This window comes from Variimorphobacter sp. HTMS_6, assembly GCF_059717775.1.
In genome coordinates this window covers 2691884-2708788 of record NZ_AP046094.1, presented here as the reverse complement: position 1 = coordinate 2708788, position 16905 = coordinate 2691884, and the positions used below count along the sequence as shown (strand labels likewise).

The 16905-nt window shown below is 37.5% G+C and carries 16 protein-coding genes; 10 read left to right on the top strand and 6 right to left on the bottom strand.

What is annotated here, in order from left to right; all coding sequences use genetic code 11:
- Nucleotides 1–85: 85 nt before the first annotated feature.
- Both AC6IWN_RS12270 and AC6IWN_RS12265 read right to left on the bottom strand, forming a co-directional pair.
- On the bottom strand, nucleotides 86–955 hold the full coding sequence (locus AC6IWN_RS12270) for a DegV family protein (protein WP_497987703.1): 870 nt from the start codon (nucleotides 953–955) through the stop codon (nucleotides 86–88).
- A 94-nt stretch (nucleotides 956–1049) separates the two neighbouring features.
- On the bottom strand, nucleotides 1050–2315 hold the full coding sequence (locus tag AC6IWN_RS12265; protein WP_497987702.1) for a serpin family protein: 1266 nt from the start codon (nucleotides 2313–2315) through the stop codon (nucleotides 1050–1052).
- 304 nt (nucleotides 2316–2619) lie between these two features.
- Between AC6IWN_RS12265 and AC6IWN_RS12260 the strand changes: the two genes are divergently transcribed.
- The 3 genes from AC6IWN_RS12260 to ilvD all read left to right on the top strand — a co-directional run bounded on the left by AC6IWN_RS12260 (nucleotide 2620) and on the right by ilvD (nucleotide 6059).
- Nucleotides 2620–3291 carry a FadR/GntR family transcriptional regulator gene (locus AC6IWN_RS12260; RefSeq protein WP_497987701.1) on the top strand — a complete coding sequence of 224 codons (672 nt, stop codon included), beginning with the start codon at nucleotides 2620–2622 and terminating at the stop codon, nucleotides 3289–3291.
- Between the two features lie 109 nt (nucleotides 3292–3400).
- Nucleotides 3401–4084, top strand: a complete 684-nt coding sequence (locus tag AC6IWN_RS12255) for an Ig-like domain-containing protein (RefSeq protein WP_497987700.1) — start codon at nucleotides 3401–3403, stop codon at nucleotides 4082–4084.
- Between the two features lie 319 nt (nucleotides 4085–4403).
- A complete protein-coding gene (gene ilvD / locus AC6IWN_RS12250) occupies nucleotides 4404–6059 on the top strand; it encodes a dihydroxy-acid dehydratase (protein WP_497987699.1) in 1656 nt (551 codons plus the stop codon).
- A 356-nt stretch (nucleotides 6060–6415) separates the two neighbouring features.
- Here ilvD and AC6IWN_RS12245 read toward each other — a convergent pair whose 3' ends face one another.
- The 4 genes from AC6IWN_RS12245 to AC6IWN_RS12230 all read right to left on the bottom strand — a co-directional run bounded on the left by AC6IWN_RS12245 (nucleotide 6416) and on the right by AC6IWN_RS12230 (nucleotide 9849).
- Nucleotides 6416–7240 (bottom strand): ABC transporter permease, encoded by an 825-nt coding sequence (locus tag AC6IWN_RS12245; RefSeq protein ID WP_497987698.1) that lies wholly within the window; start codon nucleotides 7238–7240, stop codon nucleotides 6416–6418.
- Nucleotides 7215–8000, bottom strand: coding sequence for an ABC transporter ATP-binding protein (locus AC6IWN_RS12240; RefSeq protein ID WP_497987697.1), 786 nt, complete (start codon nucleotides 7998–8000; stop codon nucleotides 7215–7217). The genes AC6IWN_RS12245 and AC6IWN_RS12240 overlap by 26 nt, the downstream gene beginning before the upstream one ends.
- Before the next feature lie 77 nt (nucleotides 8001–8077).
- Nucleotides 8078–8710 (bottom strand): response regulator, encoded by a 633-nt coding sequence (locus tag AC6IWN_RS12235; protein WP_497987696.1) that lies wholly within the window; start codon nucleotides 8708–8710, stop codon nucleotides 8078–8080.
- Nucleotides 8707–9849: a sensor histidine kinase gene (locus AC6IWN_RS12230; protein WP_497987695.1), complete on the bottom strand. Its 1143-nt coding sequence runs from the start codon at nucleotides 9847–9849 to the stop codon at nucleotides 8707–8709. Before AC6IWN_RS12230 ends, AC6IWN_RS12235 begins: the two co-directional genes overlap by 4 nt.
- A 343-nt stretch (nucleotides 9850–10192) precedes the next feature.
- On the opposite strand from AC6IWN_RS12230, the gene AC6IWN_RS12225 reads away from it, so the two are divergent.
- The 7 genes from AC6IWN_RS12225 to AC6IWN_RS12195 all read left to right on the top strand — a co-directional run bounded on the left by AC6IWN_RS12225 (nucleotide 10193) and on the right by AC6IWN_RS12195 (nucleotide 16887).
- A complete protein-coding gene (locus tag AC6IWN_RS12225; RefSeq protein ID WP_497987694.1) occupies nucleotides 10193–10459 on the top strand; it encodes a GNAT family N-acetyltransferase in 267 nt (88 codons plus the stop codon).
- Between the two features lie 21 nt (nucleotides 10460–10480).
- Nucleotides 10481–10726: a GNAT family N-acetyltransferase gene (locus tag AC6IWN_RS12220; RefSeq protein WP_497987693.1), complete on the top strand. Its 246-nt coding sequence runs from the start codon at nucleotides 10481–10483 to the stop codon at nucleotides 10724–10726.
- Between the two features lie 48 nt (nucleotides 10727–10774).
- Nucleotides 10775–11320 (top strand): hydrolase, encoded by a 546-nt coding sequence (locus AC6IWN_RS12215; protein ID WP_497987692.1) that lies wholly within the window; start codon nucleotides 10775–10777, stop codon nucleotides 11318–11320.
- A 533-nt stretch (nucleotides 11321–11853) separates the two neighbouring features.
- Nucleotides 11854–12786 carry an ABC transporter ATP-binding protein gene (locus tag AC6IWN_RS12210; protein ID WP_497987691.1) on the top strand — a complete coding sequence of 311 codons (933 nt, stop codon included), beginning with the start codon at nucleotides 11854–11856 and terminating at the stop codon, nucleotides 12784–12786.
- Nucleotides 12787–12799: 13 nt separating this feature from the next.
- A complete protein-coding gene (locus tag AC6IWN_RS12205; RefSeq protein ID WP_497987690.1) occupies nucleotides 12800–13927 on the top strand; it encodes an ABC transporter permease in 1128 nt (375 codons plus the stop codon).
- Nucleotides 13914–15086 carry an ABC transporter permease gene (locus tag AC6IWN_RS12200; protein WP_497987689.1) on the top strand — a complete coding sequence of 391 codons (1173 nt, stop codon included), beginning with the start codon at nucleotides 13914–13916 and terminating at the stop codon, nucleotides 15084–15086. The genes AC6IWN_RS12205 and AC6IWN_RS12200 overlap by 14 nt, the downstream gene beginning before the upstream one ends.
- Before the next feature lie 355 nt (nucleotides 15087–15441).
- Nucleotides 15442–16887: a putative DNA modification/repair radical SAM protein gene (locus AC6IWN_RS12195; protein WP_497987688.1), complete on the top strand. Its 1446-nt coding sequence runs from the start codon at nucleotides 15442–15444 to the stop codon at nucleotides 16885–16887.
- Nucleotides 16888–16905: the final 18 nt, after the last annotated feature.

Below are 16905 nucleotides of genomic sequence, written 5' to 3'. Positions count from 1 at the left end.
GTTTCGTTTAATTATATAACTACATATATCAGTATGAGTGTAATAAAGGCTACCCATGTTTTAGGGTAGCCTTTTCATATCTTGTTTATCTCTTTTCACCCATAAAGCATAAGCCGATTGCTCCGGGGCCGGAGTGTGCGCCGATGCTGGGGGTGATGTAGTTGATGATTATCTTCTTGTTAGGAAGCTTCTCAAGGATTAATTCTTCGAGGTATTTTGCATCATCGAGGGAATCGCCGTGAACGATACAGATTGGATCATCACTTTCTAGATACTTGCCCATACTATCTAACATATCATTACAGATTAAGGATAAGGATTTCTTGCGTCCTCTTGCGGTTGTTAAGGGTACTAACTGTCCATCGGAGTTAATATAGAGGACAGGCTTTACGCCAATCAGAGAACCGAAGAAGGCTGAAGTTTTGGAGATTCGTCCGCCTCTTTGAAGATGTCCGAGATCATCAACGATGAAACGTACACAAAACTCTTGTTTGATCTTTTCTAGGTATTCAACGATTTCATCAAGGGATTTGCCTGCTTCCTTCATCTGAACAGCTTTCATGATAAACATGCCTTCGCCTAGGGAAGCATTTAGGGTATCGATTACCGTAATTTTTGCACCCGGATTCTCTTCGCAGATCTCTTTTGCACCACCGGTTACATTGCTGCAGCCGCTGCTTAATTCTGAGGAGAAACTGATGTGTAGGATGTCAAGGTCTTGGTCCACGAAGGATTGAAAGGTTCTGAGTATGTAGTCAGGATTACTTGCCATGGTGGTAGGCATCAGACCGGTTCTCATCTTGTCATAGAATTCCTTGGGGGTGAGAATGACATCATCTCCATAGGTTACACCTTCGATATCATAGTAGTGGGGGATAATATGAATTTGTTTTTCCTCTATATAACTTTCTAGCAGGTCGCAGTTTGAATCAGTTGTAATAACAAAGTCTTTCATTTCAAGAATCCTCCTAATCATTATACTATTAATTTTACCCGACACGGACTGTTTTCGCAATAGAAGATTGTACAGGTCAGTGCGTTTGTACTAACTAATTAAGGTTGGTTACTGTTCCCATAAACAGCGGAATCTTTGTGCTGGTATCAATAATGACAAATAAGAAAGGACGATCTAGTATGACGCTTTTACTTATCGTTGCTGAGCTTTTACCCATATCAACAACTGTTACAGCGCCGGCTTTCGTTCCAAGCTCATCAATCGATATAAAGGCTTTATGAATCACCTTACTGATGTAGATATTTCCTTGACTAGATTCACCCATATTGGAGAAGTTGGCTTGATTAATGGAAAATGCATCCTTTATTCCGAGCTGTTTCAGAGGCTCATTCAGATTAATGGAATAATCATATTTTAGTTTTGGTATAACTGTTTGTACCGATTCCGATTGTGTCTTATCTAGCAGAGTATATAGTTTTTCTCCTGTGAGATCTTTCGTATATTCTTGTAGGCTTATTCCTTCATTCGGTAGTATCGCAACAAAACGATAATCATCCCCGTAATACGGTTTCATAAAACCGGTAGCCTTATCATCACTGATATAGATGCTTTCACCGGAACTCATTCCGGGCACGGAAGAGGTGGAGCCATCTTCATTTTGAAAGACCATATTGGAGATCTTCTCTTTTTTATATACTTCATCCCATCTTGCATCAAAGAATATGGTGTTGATCAGATACATGATATCATTAGTATTAATTTTATCGATAACATGATTGATTAATCCATGAGTATTTGCTTTCACCCAGTGATTAATATCCTTCTTTGTTTGGTTGTCAAATGCAGCTTGGTAGATAGAAGCTTTATAGTAATCAGCATTTGTTTGAAGAAATGTTTTCTTTATCTTTAGATCATCGCAGTCACGATACCATATGGAATTGGAGATATTTGATTTGATGTTGGGTAAATCCATGAGGTAGGAATTTATATATTGATTCCAATCCGTTAGAGGGATATCACCACCAAGAACTTGGCTCATTTGTGATAAGGTCTCTTTATCTGCACCATTTTCGGTCATTGATAATGCAATTAATACGGATAAAGGAGATATTAAAGTGTTCTTCTCATTTGACTTGCTGGCGTTGAAAAGCCTTAGGGAGAAGTTGTCAACACTCTTGATGAATTTGTCATCCGGTGCTTTTTTCGCTACGTTATTTGACTTTATTTCTGCCATGAGATTAGATGCTTTTACGGGGGATATATAGCCGGAGGATAATTTGTAGACTGTGAATATGATTGTTAAAACGAGTAGAACTCCGAGTAAAATATATCGCTTTTTGCCTGTCCATCCTTTTTTCATAAAAACCTCCTTAATCATAATGAATTCATGTATAGTCCGACAATGGAAATATTTATCTATAATATAATATACCAAATTATGGGGGATGACTTCAAGACATTTATTCGTTTTGAGAGTTGTTGCTAAACCTAATCTGCAATGGATGGATTTAGCGGAAGCGGTTAATGGTAATTTAGTTCATGAATAATAAGTTGGATGGTGAAAAGATTTGTTATCTAGCAGGCTGGGTTACTTTGTTATAGCCAACAAGTTATTATTACGATATAATAAAAGGAAATAAATAGTATATGAATGAGGCTGATATATGGAAAAGAAGAGATTGTCAGAGAGTATAGCGGATACTTTGCTGTCTATGATTACAATAGAGAAGAGATTTTGCCCGGGGGATAAGCTTCCGAATGAAAATGATTTGTCTGCGGAGCTGAATGTGAGCAGGACAACCCTAAGGGAAGCAATTCGGATTCTTGTCACCAGAGGAGTTCTTGAGATTGACAGGGGAAAAGGTACCTTTGTAAAGCCTGATATGTCAATCGATGATAACGGTGAATTTGAGGTGTTAACAGGAGGCAAGGCAAATCTCAAGGATTTATATGAGATGCGATTGATCTTTGAACCGGAGGCAGTTTATCTGGCTACGATGAGAGCAGGGGATGAAGAGATCAGACACATTATTGAACTGGGTAAAAGAATTGAACTCAATATTGCAAAGAAAGAAAATCGCACCAATACGGAGAGAGCATTTCATAAGGCGATTGCAAAAGCGACACATAATGAATTCATGGACAAGCTGATGCCGGTCATATATAAGGCAATTGATCAGGGAGTAATCCTGTCAAAGAGAAAAGAAAAGGCGGTGGAGGCGACCATACAAGATCATAAGATGATTATGGAATTTATGGAAGCGAGAAATGCCGAAGGCGCCAAGCATGCGATGAAGATTCATATATTACATGCAATTAAGGAGTTGGATTTATAGAGATATATTGGTGATAGGAGAGGCTGCTTTTGCATGTACTATTATTGCTTTAAGAACTAATTATAGTTTAGGGAAATAGGTAATATCAAGAGAAGTGAGAGGGGGATGTATGAAAAAGAGAATAACAGTAGTTATGTTTTTATTACTTGCATCTAGCTTAATATCCTGTGGGCAGAAGGTAAATGAAGAAAATAAGACAACAGCGACGGACAAAACGAAAACTGTTCAACTAATAATTGATAGCCAGACAAAAGCAACTCCCACAGAAAATCCCCTATGCGATGTAAATACTTCCAAAATGGATGTTAATGAAAGTTGTTGCAATATCTCGACGCAGCTGGATAATGATGGTCATCCAACTTCACCGATAACAGTTACTCCTCCTGCAGTTACAGAAGAAGCACCACCGGACATCAATAATACTACTAAAATCGATCCTTTAAATTCAAAATATGCATATAAAAATTGGGTTAAGTCAACTTATCCAAGATACGGCAGTGAAAATGTATCACCATCTACAAACATAAAGGTAGTATTTGCACAGGACATGAATCCAAAGTCATTGAATGAGAAAACCATTCAGATCATGGAAGGTAAACATTCCAGTTATATTTCAAATCTCTATAATTACAACTATAATAGTAAAACACGAGTGCTAAATATAACCTTCAAAGATCCGGATTGCGATATTGGTTCAGGGAACGGTTTAGACATAACGATAACGAAGGATATTATGAATTCAAAGAATAATAAACTTGGGGTTGATTTGCGTTTTGGGTTTATGGGACAATAAAAAAATAGGGAATATTTCGAGTGTGTAGATTACTGATTTACACACTCTTTCTTATGCTATCGATTAAAAATTACTCTATGAAGGGTGCACATATGTCATCAAATACTTCCATGATAATAGTATTTATCGCTCTATGGCAGAACGCGATTGGTAAAATAATACGATAAAGCACATTCCGCATTTTGTATTGTCATAGTATTACTAAAATATTGGATTGTATGTAATACAACTATATTGACATCATACAACGAAAGGTGTATATTGTAATACAACGCAGAAGTAATAATACAACGTTGTTCGCCAGAAAGGAGTATAGAATATGAGAAGTGATATTATAACCAAAGGTGTAAATGCAGCACCCCAAAGATCCTTATTACATGCACTTGGATTAACTGATAAAGAGTTGTCAAAGCCATTAATCGGAATCGTCAGCTCACAGAATGAAATTGTTCCCGGGCATATGAACCTTGATAAAATAGTCGAAGCAGTGAAGCAGGGCGTGTCCATGGCAGGTGGCGTTCCAATTGTATTTCCGGCGATAGCAGTATGTGACGGTATCGCAATGGGGCATCAGGGAATGAAGTATTCCTTAGTGACCAGAGAATTGATTGCCGATTCCACCGAAGCGATGGCTACAGCACATCCTTTTGATGGCCTTGTTATGGTACCAAATTGTGATAAGAATGTACCGGGGCTCCTTATGGCGGCGGCGAGGCTGAATGTCCCTTCAATATTTGTTAGTGGAGGTCCAATGCTTGCAGGTAGATGGAATCATAGCAAAATCAGTTATTCGAATGTATCAGAGGCTGTTAGTGAATTTAAAACAGGAAAGTTAAGCGAGCAGCAGTTATGTGAATTCGAGAACAAGGCGTGCCCGACCTGTGGGTCCTGCTCCGGTATGTTTACGGCAAATAGTATGAACTGCTTAACCGAAGTTTTGGGTATGGGGTTGCCCGGTAACGGTACGATACCGGCTGTATATTCCGCGAGATTGCGTCTTGCCAAGGAAGTTGGAATGCAGATTATGGATCTGGTGGAAAAGGATATTAAGCCGAGAGATATTATGACAGAAGAAGCTTTTCATAATGCACTTACAATCGATATGGCATTGGGTTGCAGCACGAACAGTATGTTACATCTTCCTGCCATTGCTCATGAATGTGAAATCGCAATTAATCTCGATATGGCAAATGACATCTCAGATAAGACCCCGAATCTATGCCATCTAGCCCCGGCAGGAAATCATTATATTGAGGACCTGAATGAAGCTGGAGGTATCTCGGCTGTCATGAATGAAATCAATAAATTAGGATTATTACATACAAATCTGATTACGTGTACAGGAAAAACTGTCGGAGAAAACATAGAGGATCATGAGGTGTTGAATACGGAGATTATTCGTACTATAGAAGATCCATATAGCAAATATGGTGGTATCGCCGTATTAAAAGGAAATTTGGCTCCGGATGGCTGCGTGGTAAAACGCTCCGCAGTTGATGAAAAGATGATGAAGCACACTGGACCTGCCAGAGTTTACGATAGTGAAGAACAGGCCATTACTGCAATCTATGGAGGAGAGATTAATAAGGGAGATGTAATCATTATCCGTTATGAGGGACCAAAGGGTGGTCCCGGAATGCGTGAAATGTTAAATCCCACCTCCGCTATTATGGGCAGTGGATTAGGCGATAGTGTAGCACTGATTACTGATGGACGTTTTTCGGGAGCGACCAGAGGAGCTGCGATCGGTCATGTATCACCTGAGGCAGCAGTAGGCGGAAATATCGCTTTGATTGAAGAAGGAGATAACATTGAAATTGATATACACGGTCATTCCATCAATGTACTAGTTTCAGAGGAAGAACTCAGGGAACGTAGAAGTAAGTGGCAGCCAAGAGAGATTACGGCAAAGGGATATCTGAAGCGTTATGCCAAACTTGTAACCTCGGGTAGTACCGGAGCTATACTCGAATAAAATAAAGTTCAATTTTTCAATATTAAATACTTTTAGTATAACATTTAGAGATGCACGAAAGAGCGTATGATTATTATTTGCCTGAGAGAATGAATCCCAGATATAATAATCACACGCTTTTTAACAATAAGAAAATTATTGTAAAGTGATAAATCCAGAGTATCCTAAAGATAAAAAATCGAGCAGTGAAGGATACACGATCTTTTCCCATAGGAATCTGAAAATATCATTCATGTAAAAAACACTTGATATAAAGTGAAAAGTTAATGAGGCCGGTTCTGGAATGATTTCATGCATACGAAGTAACTTCATGCATAGATGAACTACGAATACCTTGATTTGTGTATCACTTTGAACTATTTTGAAAACCTCTTTTCAAAATAAGTAAGTAGTTTATATAAGCCGGTAGCAACAATACACAGAATAACGATCGACATGACGACCCAATCCAGTTTAAAAACTTGGCTGCCGTAGATTATCAGGTAACCTAAGCCTGCCTTTGCAGCAAGGAATTCTCCGATAATAACGCCGACAAGGGATAGGCCGATGTTTACCTTCATCTGGCTGATGATGGAGGGTAGATTGGAGGGGAGAACAACCTTGGTTAACACATCCTTTTTCTTACCCCCAAGGGTATAAATCAACTTAATCTTATCTTCCTCCACGTGTTTAAAATCAGAGTATAGATTTATGATGGTACCGAATACTGCAACCGAAATTGCCGCAACGATGATGGTTTTCATATTATTCCCTAGCCATACGATGAATATAGGAGCTAGTGCTGATTTTGGAAGTGAATTCAATACGATTAAGTAGGGTTCCAGTACTTGGGATACGCTATGGTTCCACCATAGAATTACAGCCAATAATATTCCGAAGACATTTACCAGGGTAAAGCTTATGAAGGTCTCCAGTAATGTGATTCCTACATGATAAAATAGTTTGCCTGTGAGAGCCATTTCATAGATTGCGATGCACACTCTGGAGGGGCTGGAGAATACAAAGGAATTGATAATTCCAAGCCTTGCTGTGATTTCCCAGGTCAGTAGAAAGCCGATCAGAATAATAAACTGGTAGAAACGTATCCACATGCGTTGCTTTCTAAGCTTATACACATAAGCCTGCTGGGCAGCAGAGACCCGAAGTTCATTCGCTTCAACCTGTTTGCTCTTTCTGGTCATGATTCGTTAACTCCTTCCATATTTCATTGAAATACTCGTTAAACTCGGGTGCGCTTCGTGCTGCAAAGGGAGTACGGTTCTCGATGGAAAGATTAATATCTTTAATCTGTTTTACAGTTCCGGGACGAGCGGATAATATGATAACGCGATCCGCCATACTGATCGCTTCGGAGATGTCATGCGTTATTAGAATTGCTGTTTTCTTTTCTTTTCGGATAATTCCCCAGATATCATCGGAAACTTCCAGACGTGTTTGAAAATCGAGCGCCGAAAATGGTTCATCCAGCAATAAGATATCCGGCTCAAGGAGTAAGGTACGAATGAGTGCTGCCCTTTGTCTCATACCACCCGACAAACCGGAAGGAAAGGAATTTTTAAATGTGATTAATCCATAAGTATTCAAGAATTTATTGATTTGAACGTAGCTATTGTCAGACAGCTTATGCTGTATTTCCAGACCTAGTGTGACATTCTTTAAGGTGTCACGCCAATCAAGTAATTGATCTTTTTGTAGCATATAACCGATGTTTTTACCGGAAGATTTTAAGTCGCTGCCATTGATATATATCGAACCACTGCTGGGTGAGAGTAAACCGGCTATCAAGGAGAGAAGAGTAGATTTGCCGCAGCCGCTTGGGCCGACGATTGCTACAAATTCGCCTTCATTTACATGAAAAGAAACATCGAATAAAGCCGGTGTTTCTCCATCAAGAGTATGATAGGTATAGCTGAGGTGATCGATTTTAAGTAATTCGCCCATAGTACTCCTCCATCATTTCTTATACTGTATTATATGAAAGGGAAAATGAGAGGTTACATATTCACGCATTAAGTTAATTATCTTAGATTTTTGTAATAATAAATTGCAATTTGGGTTCGGTCACGTAAGTTTAGCTTTTCAAGTATCGTACTGATATTGTTACGGATGGTTCCTTCACTTAGATACAGTAGCTCAGAGATTTCTTTATTGGAGAGACCGTCAGCAATCTTGGTGATTATCTCGTATTCTTTCTCAGTAATTCCGGACTTACTTAAGAGCGCCACTTCAGACTCTGGGGTTTTACCAATTAGGTGTGGGAGTTTGTTGATGATTTCGTTATCGTATACATTTTGCCCCATATGTACTGCTTTCAGAGCAGGAAGGATGCTTTCATAATTTTGTTTCATCATGTATCCCTTTGCGCCGATTCGTAGAGCCTTAATAATATAATCATCATCCAAAAAGGTGGTTAGATATAAAATTCTTGCATCTTTAAACTCAGATAGAATAATTTCTCCGGCTTCCAGTCCACTCATTTTCTCCATACGGATATCCATCAGAAGTACATCCGGTCTTAAGGATCGATAGAATTCCACACCGTCTATCCCACTGAAACCGCTTCCAACTACAGTAATATCAGGGTCGGAAGAAAGGATTATCTTTAAAGAAGAACAAACTAATTTATCATCATCGATGAGCAATATATTCATGACAACCTCCTAATGTTGTGATCTGCTACGTTTGTTAATTCCGTATTCTTTGGAACGGATATGAATAATCGAAAACCATTTTCTACAGTAACATTGATATTACCGTCAAAGCTTTTAATTCGGTCAAAAATATTACGAAGACCGATTCCGTCCCCGTACTCCTGATGATCAAATGCATTGGATATCGTTTTTTTCTTCTTACTGTCAATTGTACCGTTGTCCTGTATGATTAGCTGATACATCGCCGGGTGTTCTCGGAGAATGATATTTACCTTAGTTGCATTTGAATGACGCATGATATTTGTAAGCATTTCCTTGGTGATTGCAATAAAGCTTTGCTTTAGTTTTAAAGAAGGAGGAGTTTTAATATCATAATCATAATTAACCGAGCAGAGGGTGAAGTCCTTCACCAGATGCTCGATCTGCATATATAAATCAATGGACTCATCGTACATGTTATGAATACTGCTGCGAATTTGATCCATACCAACCGATAAGGAATCCTTTAAATCGGTCAGGCCATCTTTTATTAATTCATCCTTGGACACTACTATCATGGCCCCCACCTGTAACAATGCTCTAGAGAGGAGATGTCCTACATTGTCGTGGATTTCTTTAGAAATACGGTTTCGTTCATTTAGTGTGGCGAGGTTGATTTCATAGTCCTGATTTTGTAGTAAATTCTGATTTTTTTGCTCTAGTAAGAGTGACATCTGAACGGAGTTGTCCCTAAGGTCATTATATTCCTTCGTTAAATTTCCATATCGATCCGATCTATATTTTAAATAATATGATAACACCATAAATGCGATGGTAAAGGAGAGTGTAACCGGGCTATAAAGATTTATCTTATAGACAAATAGAAAAGCTACTAAAGCCACCACATACTGATATTTGCTTATAAATACATCGTAGAATATAAGAGGGCAGAAGATGATATAGGCTGGGAAAAAGAAGCATAGAAAAGTATAAGTCAAGCTTCCCAGAAGTTTATAGTGAATATTCTCATAATATAAGAAAAGGCTGGTGAGGACGATACTGATTATAATCGGTACGATGGCAAAATCATGGTAAGCATTAAATAAATACAATGTAGTACAGCATAAAAACAATATTAAGCGATCGATTATCTCATACATAAATATTCCCGTACCTTTCACTAATCGGATATATAATAAACCGGCTATCACTTGTATGTAGTAATTGTGCCAATCATTAACTCATCAATAGTATTACATAGACTGGGATTGTATGTCAATGTACGTTGTATATAATTTATATTATCCATTTAGAGAGGGATGCTGGGAAACTATATTTTAAAGGGGTAGCACAGTTTAAGCTATCGTTCTTTAGACTTTCTCATTGAGAAATAAAAGGTCTTATATTTTCTATTTATCTAATGTATAATATTAAATCAATAAAGCAAAAACGGTTTTGTAGTATAACATATTTTTACGGAGTATAGAAAGTATGGAGGTTTTTATGAAGTACATTTTAAAAAATGGTAAATCAGTAATAATAAGAAAACCTGTAGTTGATGATGCCGAAGAAATAATTTCAGTTATATCAACGGCTGATAAAGAAACCTTATTTTTAGCAAGAAATCCAGGTGAATTCAATACTACACTTGAACAGGAGAAAAGCATTATTACAGATGTTTTAAATAGTTCAAATAGAATGTGGTTTGTTGTGGAGTTTGAAGGTAAAGTAATAGGGCAATGCTCAGTAGGGCTTGTAAATGGATATTAACGTTATAGGCATAGAGCTGGAGTGGCTTTTGTATTGTTGAAAGAATACTGTAATCTGGGCATTGGTGGTAAAATGATGGAAGAATGTCTAAAATGGTGTAATGACAATAAAGTAACACAGGTTGAATTAGAGGTGGTTAAAGATAATGAAAGAGCCTTAAAAGTGTATCAAAATTTTGGGTTTGAAATTGTTGGCATTATCCCTAATTCATTGCGTTATAATGATGGTACTTTCGTTGATGAATATACTATGGTCAAATTTCTATAGACTATACTTTTATCCATTGATAACTAGAATAAGAAAAGGAGCACAGATATGAGGATACTAGCAGAGGATACGATGGCATTAGTAATTGATTTTCAGGAGAGATTAGTTCCGGTTATAGATAACAAGGATATTCTGATACATAATACAGAGATTTTTATAAAAGGACTTCAAACGCTTAAGATTCCAATGGTGGTTACACAGCAATATACACAGGGAATTGGAATGACAGTGCCTGAACTATCTGTTCTTTTTGGTGAAAGCTTTACCTACCTAGATAAAATCACCTTTAGCTGTGCAGAGAATGAGGAAATCATCGCAAAAATCGAAGCAACAGGAAAGAAGAACATCATAGTGTTCGGTATTGAGGCGCATATCTGTGTACTTCAGACGGTAATCGATTTGATCGACAGGGGATACAATGTGATTCTTGTAGAGGATTGTGTTGGATCAAGAAAGGAAAGTGACCGCCAGGTCGGTATTAAGAGAGCCATCTATGAAGGGGCTATTCCCACTACTTATGAATCCATTCTCTTTGAACTCACTCGGGTCGCAAAAACCGATGTATTCAAGGTGATTTCAAAGCTCATTCGATGATTTGGAGCGAGGGCGCTTGGGTAAGTGAGAGAGTTTTATCACATTCAGACTATGAAATAAAGTACGTGAATTATAATCGTTCAGAGACACGCTTCCACCCACACAAAAAGCGGATGAAGTACATTTAACGAGGGACATGTTTTGATTTTATTTTTATACTAGAACAGGGGAATAGGGTGGGGGAATCTATTAGACTGACTTTATAATTTTCCTGGTAATACTTGCTTTTCGATTGAAGAGGTCAATTCTGTGAATCGTCCATGGAGGGACGATTCAGGAGCGTGCGACAGGAGGTCGCTTCGCTCCGACAGAATGAATCAAGCTTCAGGAGAAAAGCTTAGTATTACCTGAAAGTTATAACGGAAAGTCATATAGATTTCTCCACCCTATTCTCCGTCCCTTGTAAGAATAATGAACGCATGACAAATGTCATTTTATATCGTGACACTGTTCACTGGTAATTGATGTGTGGATTTTATATAGTAGTATCAACAGATAGGAAAACAAATTGAATATTGGATGGAGGATTACTCATGGTAGTAAAAGTAGATGGATTAGTAAAACGTTATGATAAGTTAGTGGCACTTGATTATTTGGATTTGCAGGTGAAGGAAGGCGAGATCTTTGGTTTGCTTGGACCGAACGGTTCTGGAAAGACAACAGCAATCAATTGTATCTTATCATTATTAAAATACGATAAAGGAAGTATTGAGATTTTTGATAAACCAATGAATCCGAATGCATATGACATTAAGAAAGATATCGGAATTATTATGCAGAATATTGCAGTATTTGATGAGTTGACGGTATATGAAAATATTTATTATTTTTGCAGCCTTTATATTAAAGATAAGAATGAAATCAAACGTCTGACACAGGAGGCAATTGAGTTTGTATCATTAGAAGATTTTGTGAAGTTCTATCCGAAGAAGTTGAGCGGAGGTTTACTTAGAAGATTGAATATTGCATGCGGTATCGTTCATAAACCAAAATTAATTATTTTAGATGAGCCGACTGTTGCAGTAGATCCACAAAGTAGAAATAAGATTCTAGAGGGAATCAAGAAACTGAATGAGAATGGTGCAACCATTATTTATACCTCACATTATATGGAAGAAGTTGAACAGCTTTGTTCTAATATAGCAATTATCGATAAGGGAAGAGTGATTGCGCAGGGAACAAAGGAAGAATTAAAAGGAATGATTTCAATCGGTGAGAAGATAACAGTTGAAACCTATCACATGGAAGAACATCAGATCAATGAAATCAAAAGAATACCTGGGATTTATTCGATTGATTATCGTGATAATCTTCTTGAGATTAAGTCGGGTAAGGGTAAGAATAATCTAGTTCATATCCTGCAGCATTTTTCAGAACAGAATATTTCGATCGGCAGGGTTATCACTGAGATGCCCACTTTGAATGATGTATTTTTAGAGATAACCGGTAAAGAATTGAGAGATTAATGGAGGGAACGATATGATTCAATTATATGTAACCAGGCTGAAATGTTTGTTTCGCAATAGAGAGAGTATGTTTTGGTGCTATTTGTTCCCGATCCTACTTGCAACCTGTTTCTTCTTTGCCTTTAATAATTTATGGAAGGTTGAAGATTTTAAAACAGTTAATATTGCATTTGTAAATGAGGGTGCAAAGGATGACAACTTTAATCAAGCATTAACCTCAGCGAAAATGAATGACGTGAACATGTTTGATGTAAAAAATTGTGATGAAGCCAAAGCAAAGAAGCTTCTGGAGAATGGTGATATTCAGGCCTACATTGTTGGAAGCAAAGATCCGGTGCTTCATATTAAGGAAAATGGACTAAATCAGACTATCATAAAATCATTTTTAGATAATTACCGTCAAAGATCGGATGCTGTAGCAGCGATCATGAAGGAAAATCCGAATGCAATTAAGGAAGGTTTGATGAATGATATTATGCATTATGAGGAATTTATCAAATCAGCTGATCAGGGTAAGAAACCTCAGAATTTGTTAGTTTATTTCTATGCATTATTAGCATTTACCTGTATCTATGCGGCAAATTGGGGACTTGATGAGGTGATCAATATTCAAGCTAATTTATCAGGACGTGGTGCCAGAATGAATGTCTCCCCGATTAATAAGATGAAGTTGTTCCTGTGTAATCTTTCGGCAGCATTTACAGCACACATTGGTAGCCTCAGTTTACTATTTCTATATATGTATTTTGTGATTAAAGTGGATTTTGGTAATAACTTATTATATCTTTTATTAATCTGCTTCATTGGATCATTAACCGGTCTTGCACTTGGTGGAACCGTCGGTGTGTGGGTTAAGAAGAAGGCGGAAGTAAAGGAAGCAATCCTAACTGTTTTAGTATTAGGCGGAGCATTTTTGTCCGGTATGATGATGGCAGATATGAAGTATACAATTGCAGAAAAGTTCCCTTTATTATCCTATATTAATCCGGTGAATCTAGTTGCAGATGCGATGTACAGTTTATATTATTACGACACCTATAATCGTTTTTATCAGGACACAGCAATACTCGTTCTCATAACAATTGTCCTTGGAGTTGCATCCTATATCGGAATCAGGAGGAAGAGCTATGCAAGCATTTAATATTTATTTTAAAATTTTAAAGAAGCGTTTTGTGGCAATTATGATATATGCAGGGATCTTCCTCATGCTAACGGTTGCTATGACAGCAAATGCAAAGATAAATAATAAACAATTTGAAACTGCGAAGGTTAGTGTCATGGTGATAAACGAAGATGGTAAGAATTCTTTGATTGATGGTTTTATGAAATATATGTCCGGTTACGCAAACTTTGTAGAGCCAAAGGAGAGTGAGGATGCAAGAAAAGATGCACTCTTCTATGGTAAGGTTAGTTATATCCTTACCATACCTAAGGGCTTTTCCGAAAATTACCTAAAGGACGGAATGATTCAATTATCAAAAAATACTGTCCCTGACTCTACAGAATCGATGTCAATTGACAACGTTATTAATAACTACTTTAATATGGGCAAGATTTACCTTAAACATATGAAGAATATAAATGTAGAACAGTTGAACACTTATATTGCAAAAAATCTCAAGCAAGAAACAAATGTAGAACTTAATGTGAAGGTGAAGGATGATGTGACTTTTAATAATGAATTCAACGAATTTTACTTTAATTGTCTTGCTTATATTATGATCGCAGCATTTATCACAAGCGTGAGTATGATCATGTTTTCCTTTAATGGTATTGATATTCGAAGAAGGCATACCGCTGCTCCGATTAGTAGTAGAAAGTTGAACTTGACCCTTTTGTTAGCTAACTTAGTCTTTGTTCTTGCATACTTAGGGATGTTTATTATAGCAGGGTATAACATGAATAAAGCCAAAATGATTAATTTAAGCACCTTGTTTATGTGGCTTAACGGAATTGTATTTGCAATCACCGCCCTAAGTATCAGTTATTTGATTGGTATTACTGTGAACAATCGTAAGTCGATCGGTGCACTTTCAACAGCTCTCTCGTTAAGCTTAGCATTTATCAGTGGTATCTTTGTTCCGCAACAATACTTGGGTGATTCAGTGCTTCGAGTTGCTTCCTTTACTCCTTCTTATTGGTATGTTAAAGCGAATCATGCTCTAGTGAGTATAACCAGCATTCAAAGCAAAGATTTGACAGAAGCCTTCCGTTATATGGCGATTGAGATTGGTTTCGCCGTAGCAATCATCTGTATCTCATTGGTTATTGCGAAACGCAAAAGACAACAAGCATTTTAATACACAAAAGAAAATTTTGACATTAAAATATACTACCTGAGTAACACACATTTATAAACCACTTGATTTGTTATCTTTATTTCGGTATCGATGTAAGTTATACAACTTATCATTGGCACCGTAACAAGATATCAAAGTAGGTGGTTTTTTATTTAAAAGTTATAGAGGTAAAATCGCTGATTCTAAATGTTTGCGTTGATGAATTAAGAGAAGTATTGACAGTTTATTTTACGAATCTTACGTTAATAATAGATTATGAAAACAGAACAAATGTTTGAAATTATCTTGACGAATTTATTGAGGTTTGATATTATGAAAGAAGAACAAATGTTTGTTATGGTGAGGGGGAAAAGCAATGGTCATACAGGAGAATATGTCTGTACAGCGCAAACTAGAGGTATTGTCCGATGCGGCAAAGTATGATGTGGCTTGTACCTCCAGCGGAGTGGATCGTGGTGGCAATGGCACCGGCATAGGGAATAGCTTGGCATGCGGAATTTGTCATAGTTTTTCGGCAGATGGCAGATGCATCTCCCTACTAAAAGTTTTATATACAAATGAATGTATCTTTGATTGCAAATACTGTGCGAACCGTTCCTCTAACGATGTGGCACGTGCTTCTTTTACGCCACAGGAAATCGCTGAACTTACGATGGAGTTTTATCGCAGGAATTATATTGAAGGCTTGTTTTTAAGCTCCGGAATTCTGGTGAGTCCGAACCATACGATGGAGCTAATATTGGAGGCTTTACGACTTTTGCGGGAGGTACATCATTTTAATGGATATATACATTGTAAAGCCATTCCGGGTGCAGATCCGGCGCTGATTGAGATGCTTGGATGGTATACCGATCGTATGAGTGTGAATCTGGAGCTCCCAACAGCAAAGAGCCTAAGAGAGCTTGCACCTCATAAGAGTCGTCAGAATATACTAAAGCCGATTCGTCAGATTCAACTTCGCAGACAGAATAATATGGATTATCTTGGATTAAAGGATCATAGTCTGCAACCCAAGAAGGTCATAACAACTACGAGTCATAGCGATCCAGAGATTACAGATATTATTAGTAACGATACCAGAATTGTGCCATTTCAGAAGAAGCCCTTAATCAATCGTAAATACGTACCCGCCGGTCAAAGCACCCAGATGATTATCGGCGCTACACAGGAGAGCGATTATCAGATTATGTCGGTAGCAGAGACACTTTATCAGAATTTTGATTTGAAGAGAGTGTTCTACTCTGCATTTATGAATGTGAATCAGGACGTGGCCTTACCTACAACAGAATCAGGACCTCCACTACTTAGGGAACACAGATTATATCAGGCGGATTGGCTTTTACGATTTTACGGTTTTCAGACGATGGAATTGTTAGATGAGAGAAATCCTAATTTTAATGTGCTGTTAGATCCTAAGTGTGATTGGGCGCTTCGTCATCTGGAACAGTTTCCGGTGGAGATAAACAAAGCGGATTATTATACGTTGCTTCGAGTTCCCGGAATTGGGGTTAATTCAGCCAGAAGAATTATCATGGCTAGAAAGAGTGCAGTTCTAGGGTTCAGTGATTTAAAGAGAATGGGCATTGTTTTAAAACGCGCTGTATATTTTATTACCTGTAGCGGCAGAATGATGTATTCCATTAATATAGAAGAGAATTTTATAACAAGACAATTAATTGCACTAAAAGATCAACCGTTACTGGGAATAGATAAAGACATTACTTATAAACAGTTATCCTTATTTGATGATGTAAATTTTAGCGAAGAATTTCAAAGTAGGAATAAAGTGGCGCTATTATAAAGTTTTTGGAGTTGAGCA

Excerpts from the sequence above, each read along its gene's own strand:
- AC6IWN_RS12230 (WP_497987695.1), bottom strand. The coding sequence starts at position 9,849 with ATGTATGAGATAATCGATCGCTTAATATTGTTTTTATGCTGTACTACA.
- AC6IWN_RS12270 (WP_497987703.1), bottom strand. The coding sequence starts at position 955 with ATGAAAGACTTTGTTATTACAACTGATTCAAACTGCGACCTGCTAGAA.
- AC6IWN_RS12235 (WP_497987696.1), bottom strand. The coding sequence starts at position 8,710 with ATGAATATATTGCTCATCGATGATGATAAATTAGTTTGTTCTTCTTTA.
- AC6IWN_RS12255 (WP_497987700.1), top strand. The coding sequence starts at position 3,401 with ATGAAAAAGAGAATAACAGTAGTTATGTTTTTATTACTTGCATCTAGC.
- AC6IWN_RS12245 (WP_497987698.1), bottom strand. The coding sequence starts at position 7,240 with ATGACCAGAAAGAGCAAACAGGTTGAAGCGAATGAACTTCGGGTCTCT.
- AC6IWN_RS12200 (WP_497987689.1), top strand. The coding sequence starts at position 13,914 with ATGCAAGCATTTAATATTTATTTTAAAATTTTAAAGAAGCGTTTTGTG.
- ilvD (WP_497987699.1), top strand. The coding sequence starts at position 4,404 with ATGAGAAGTGATATTATAACCAAAGGTGTAAATGCAGCACCCCAAAGA.
- AC6IWN_RS12260 (WP_497987701.1), top strand. The coding sequence starts at position 2,620 with ATGGAAAAGAAGAGATTGTCAGAGAGTATAGCGGATACTTTGCTGTCT.
- AC6IWN_RS12240 (WP_497987697.1), bottom strand. The coding sequence starts at position 8,000 with ATGGGCGAATTACTTAAAATCGATCACCTCAGCTATACCTATCATACT.
- AC6IWN_RS12205 (WP_497987690.1), top strand. The coding sequence starts at position 12,800 with ATGATTCAATTATATGTAACCAGGCTGAAATGTTTGTTTCGCAATAGA.
- AC6IWN_RS12265 (WP_497987702.1), bottom strand. The coding sequence starts at position 2,315 with ATGAAAAAAGGATGGACAGGCAAAAAGCGATATATTTTACTCGGAGTT.
- AC6IWN_RS12195 (WP_497987688.1), top strand. The coding sequence starts at position 15,442 with ATGGTCATACAGGAGAATATGTCTGTACAGCGCAAACTAGAGGTATTG.
- AC6IWN_RS12210 (WP_497987691.1), top strand. The coding sequence starts at position 11,854 with ATGGTAGTAAAAGTAGATGGATTAGTAAAACGTTATGATAAGTTAGTG.
- AC6IWN_RS12225 (WP_497987694.1), top strand. The coding sequence starts at position 10,193 with ATGAAGTACATTTTAAAAAATGGTAAATCAGTAATAATAAGAAAACCT.
- AC6IWN_RS12215 (WP_497987692.1), top strand. The coding sequence starts at position 10,775 with ATGAGGATACTAGCAGAGGATACGATGGCATTAGTAATTGATTTTCAG.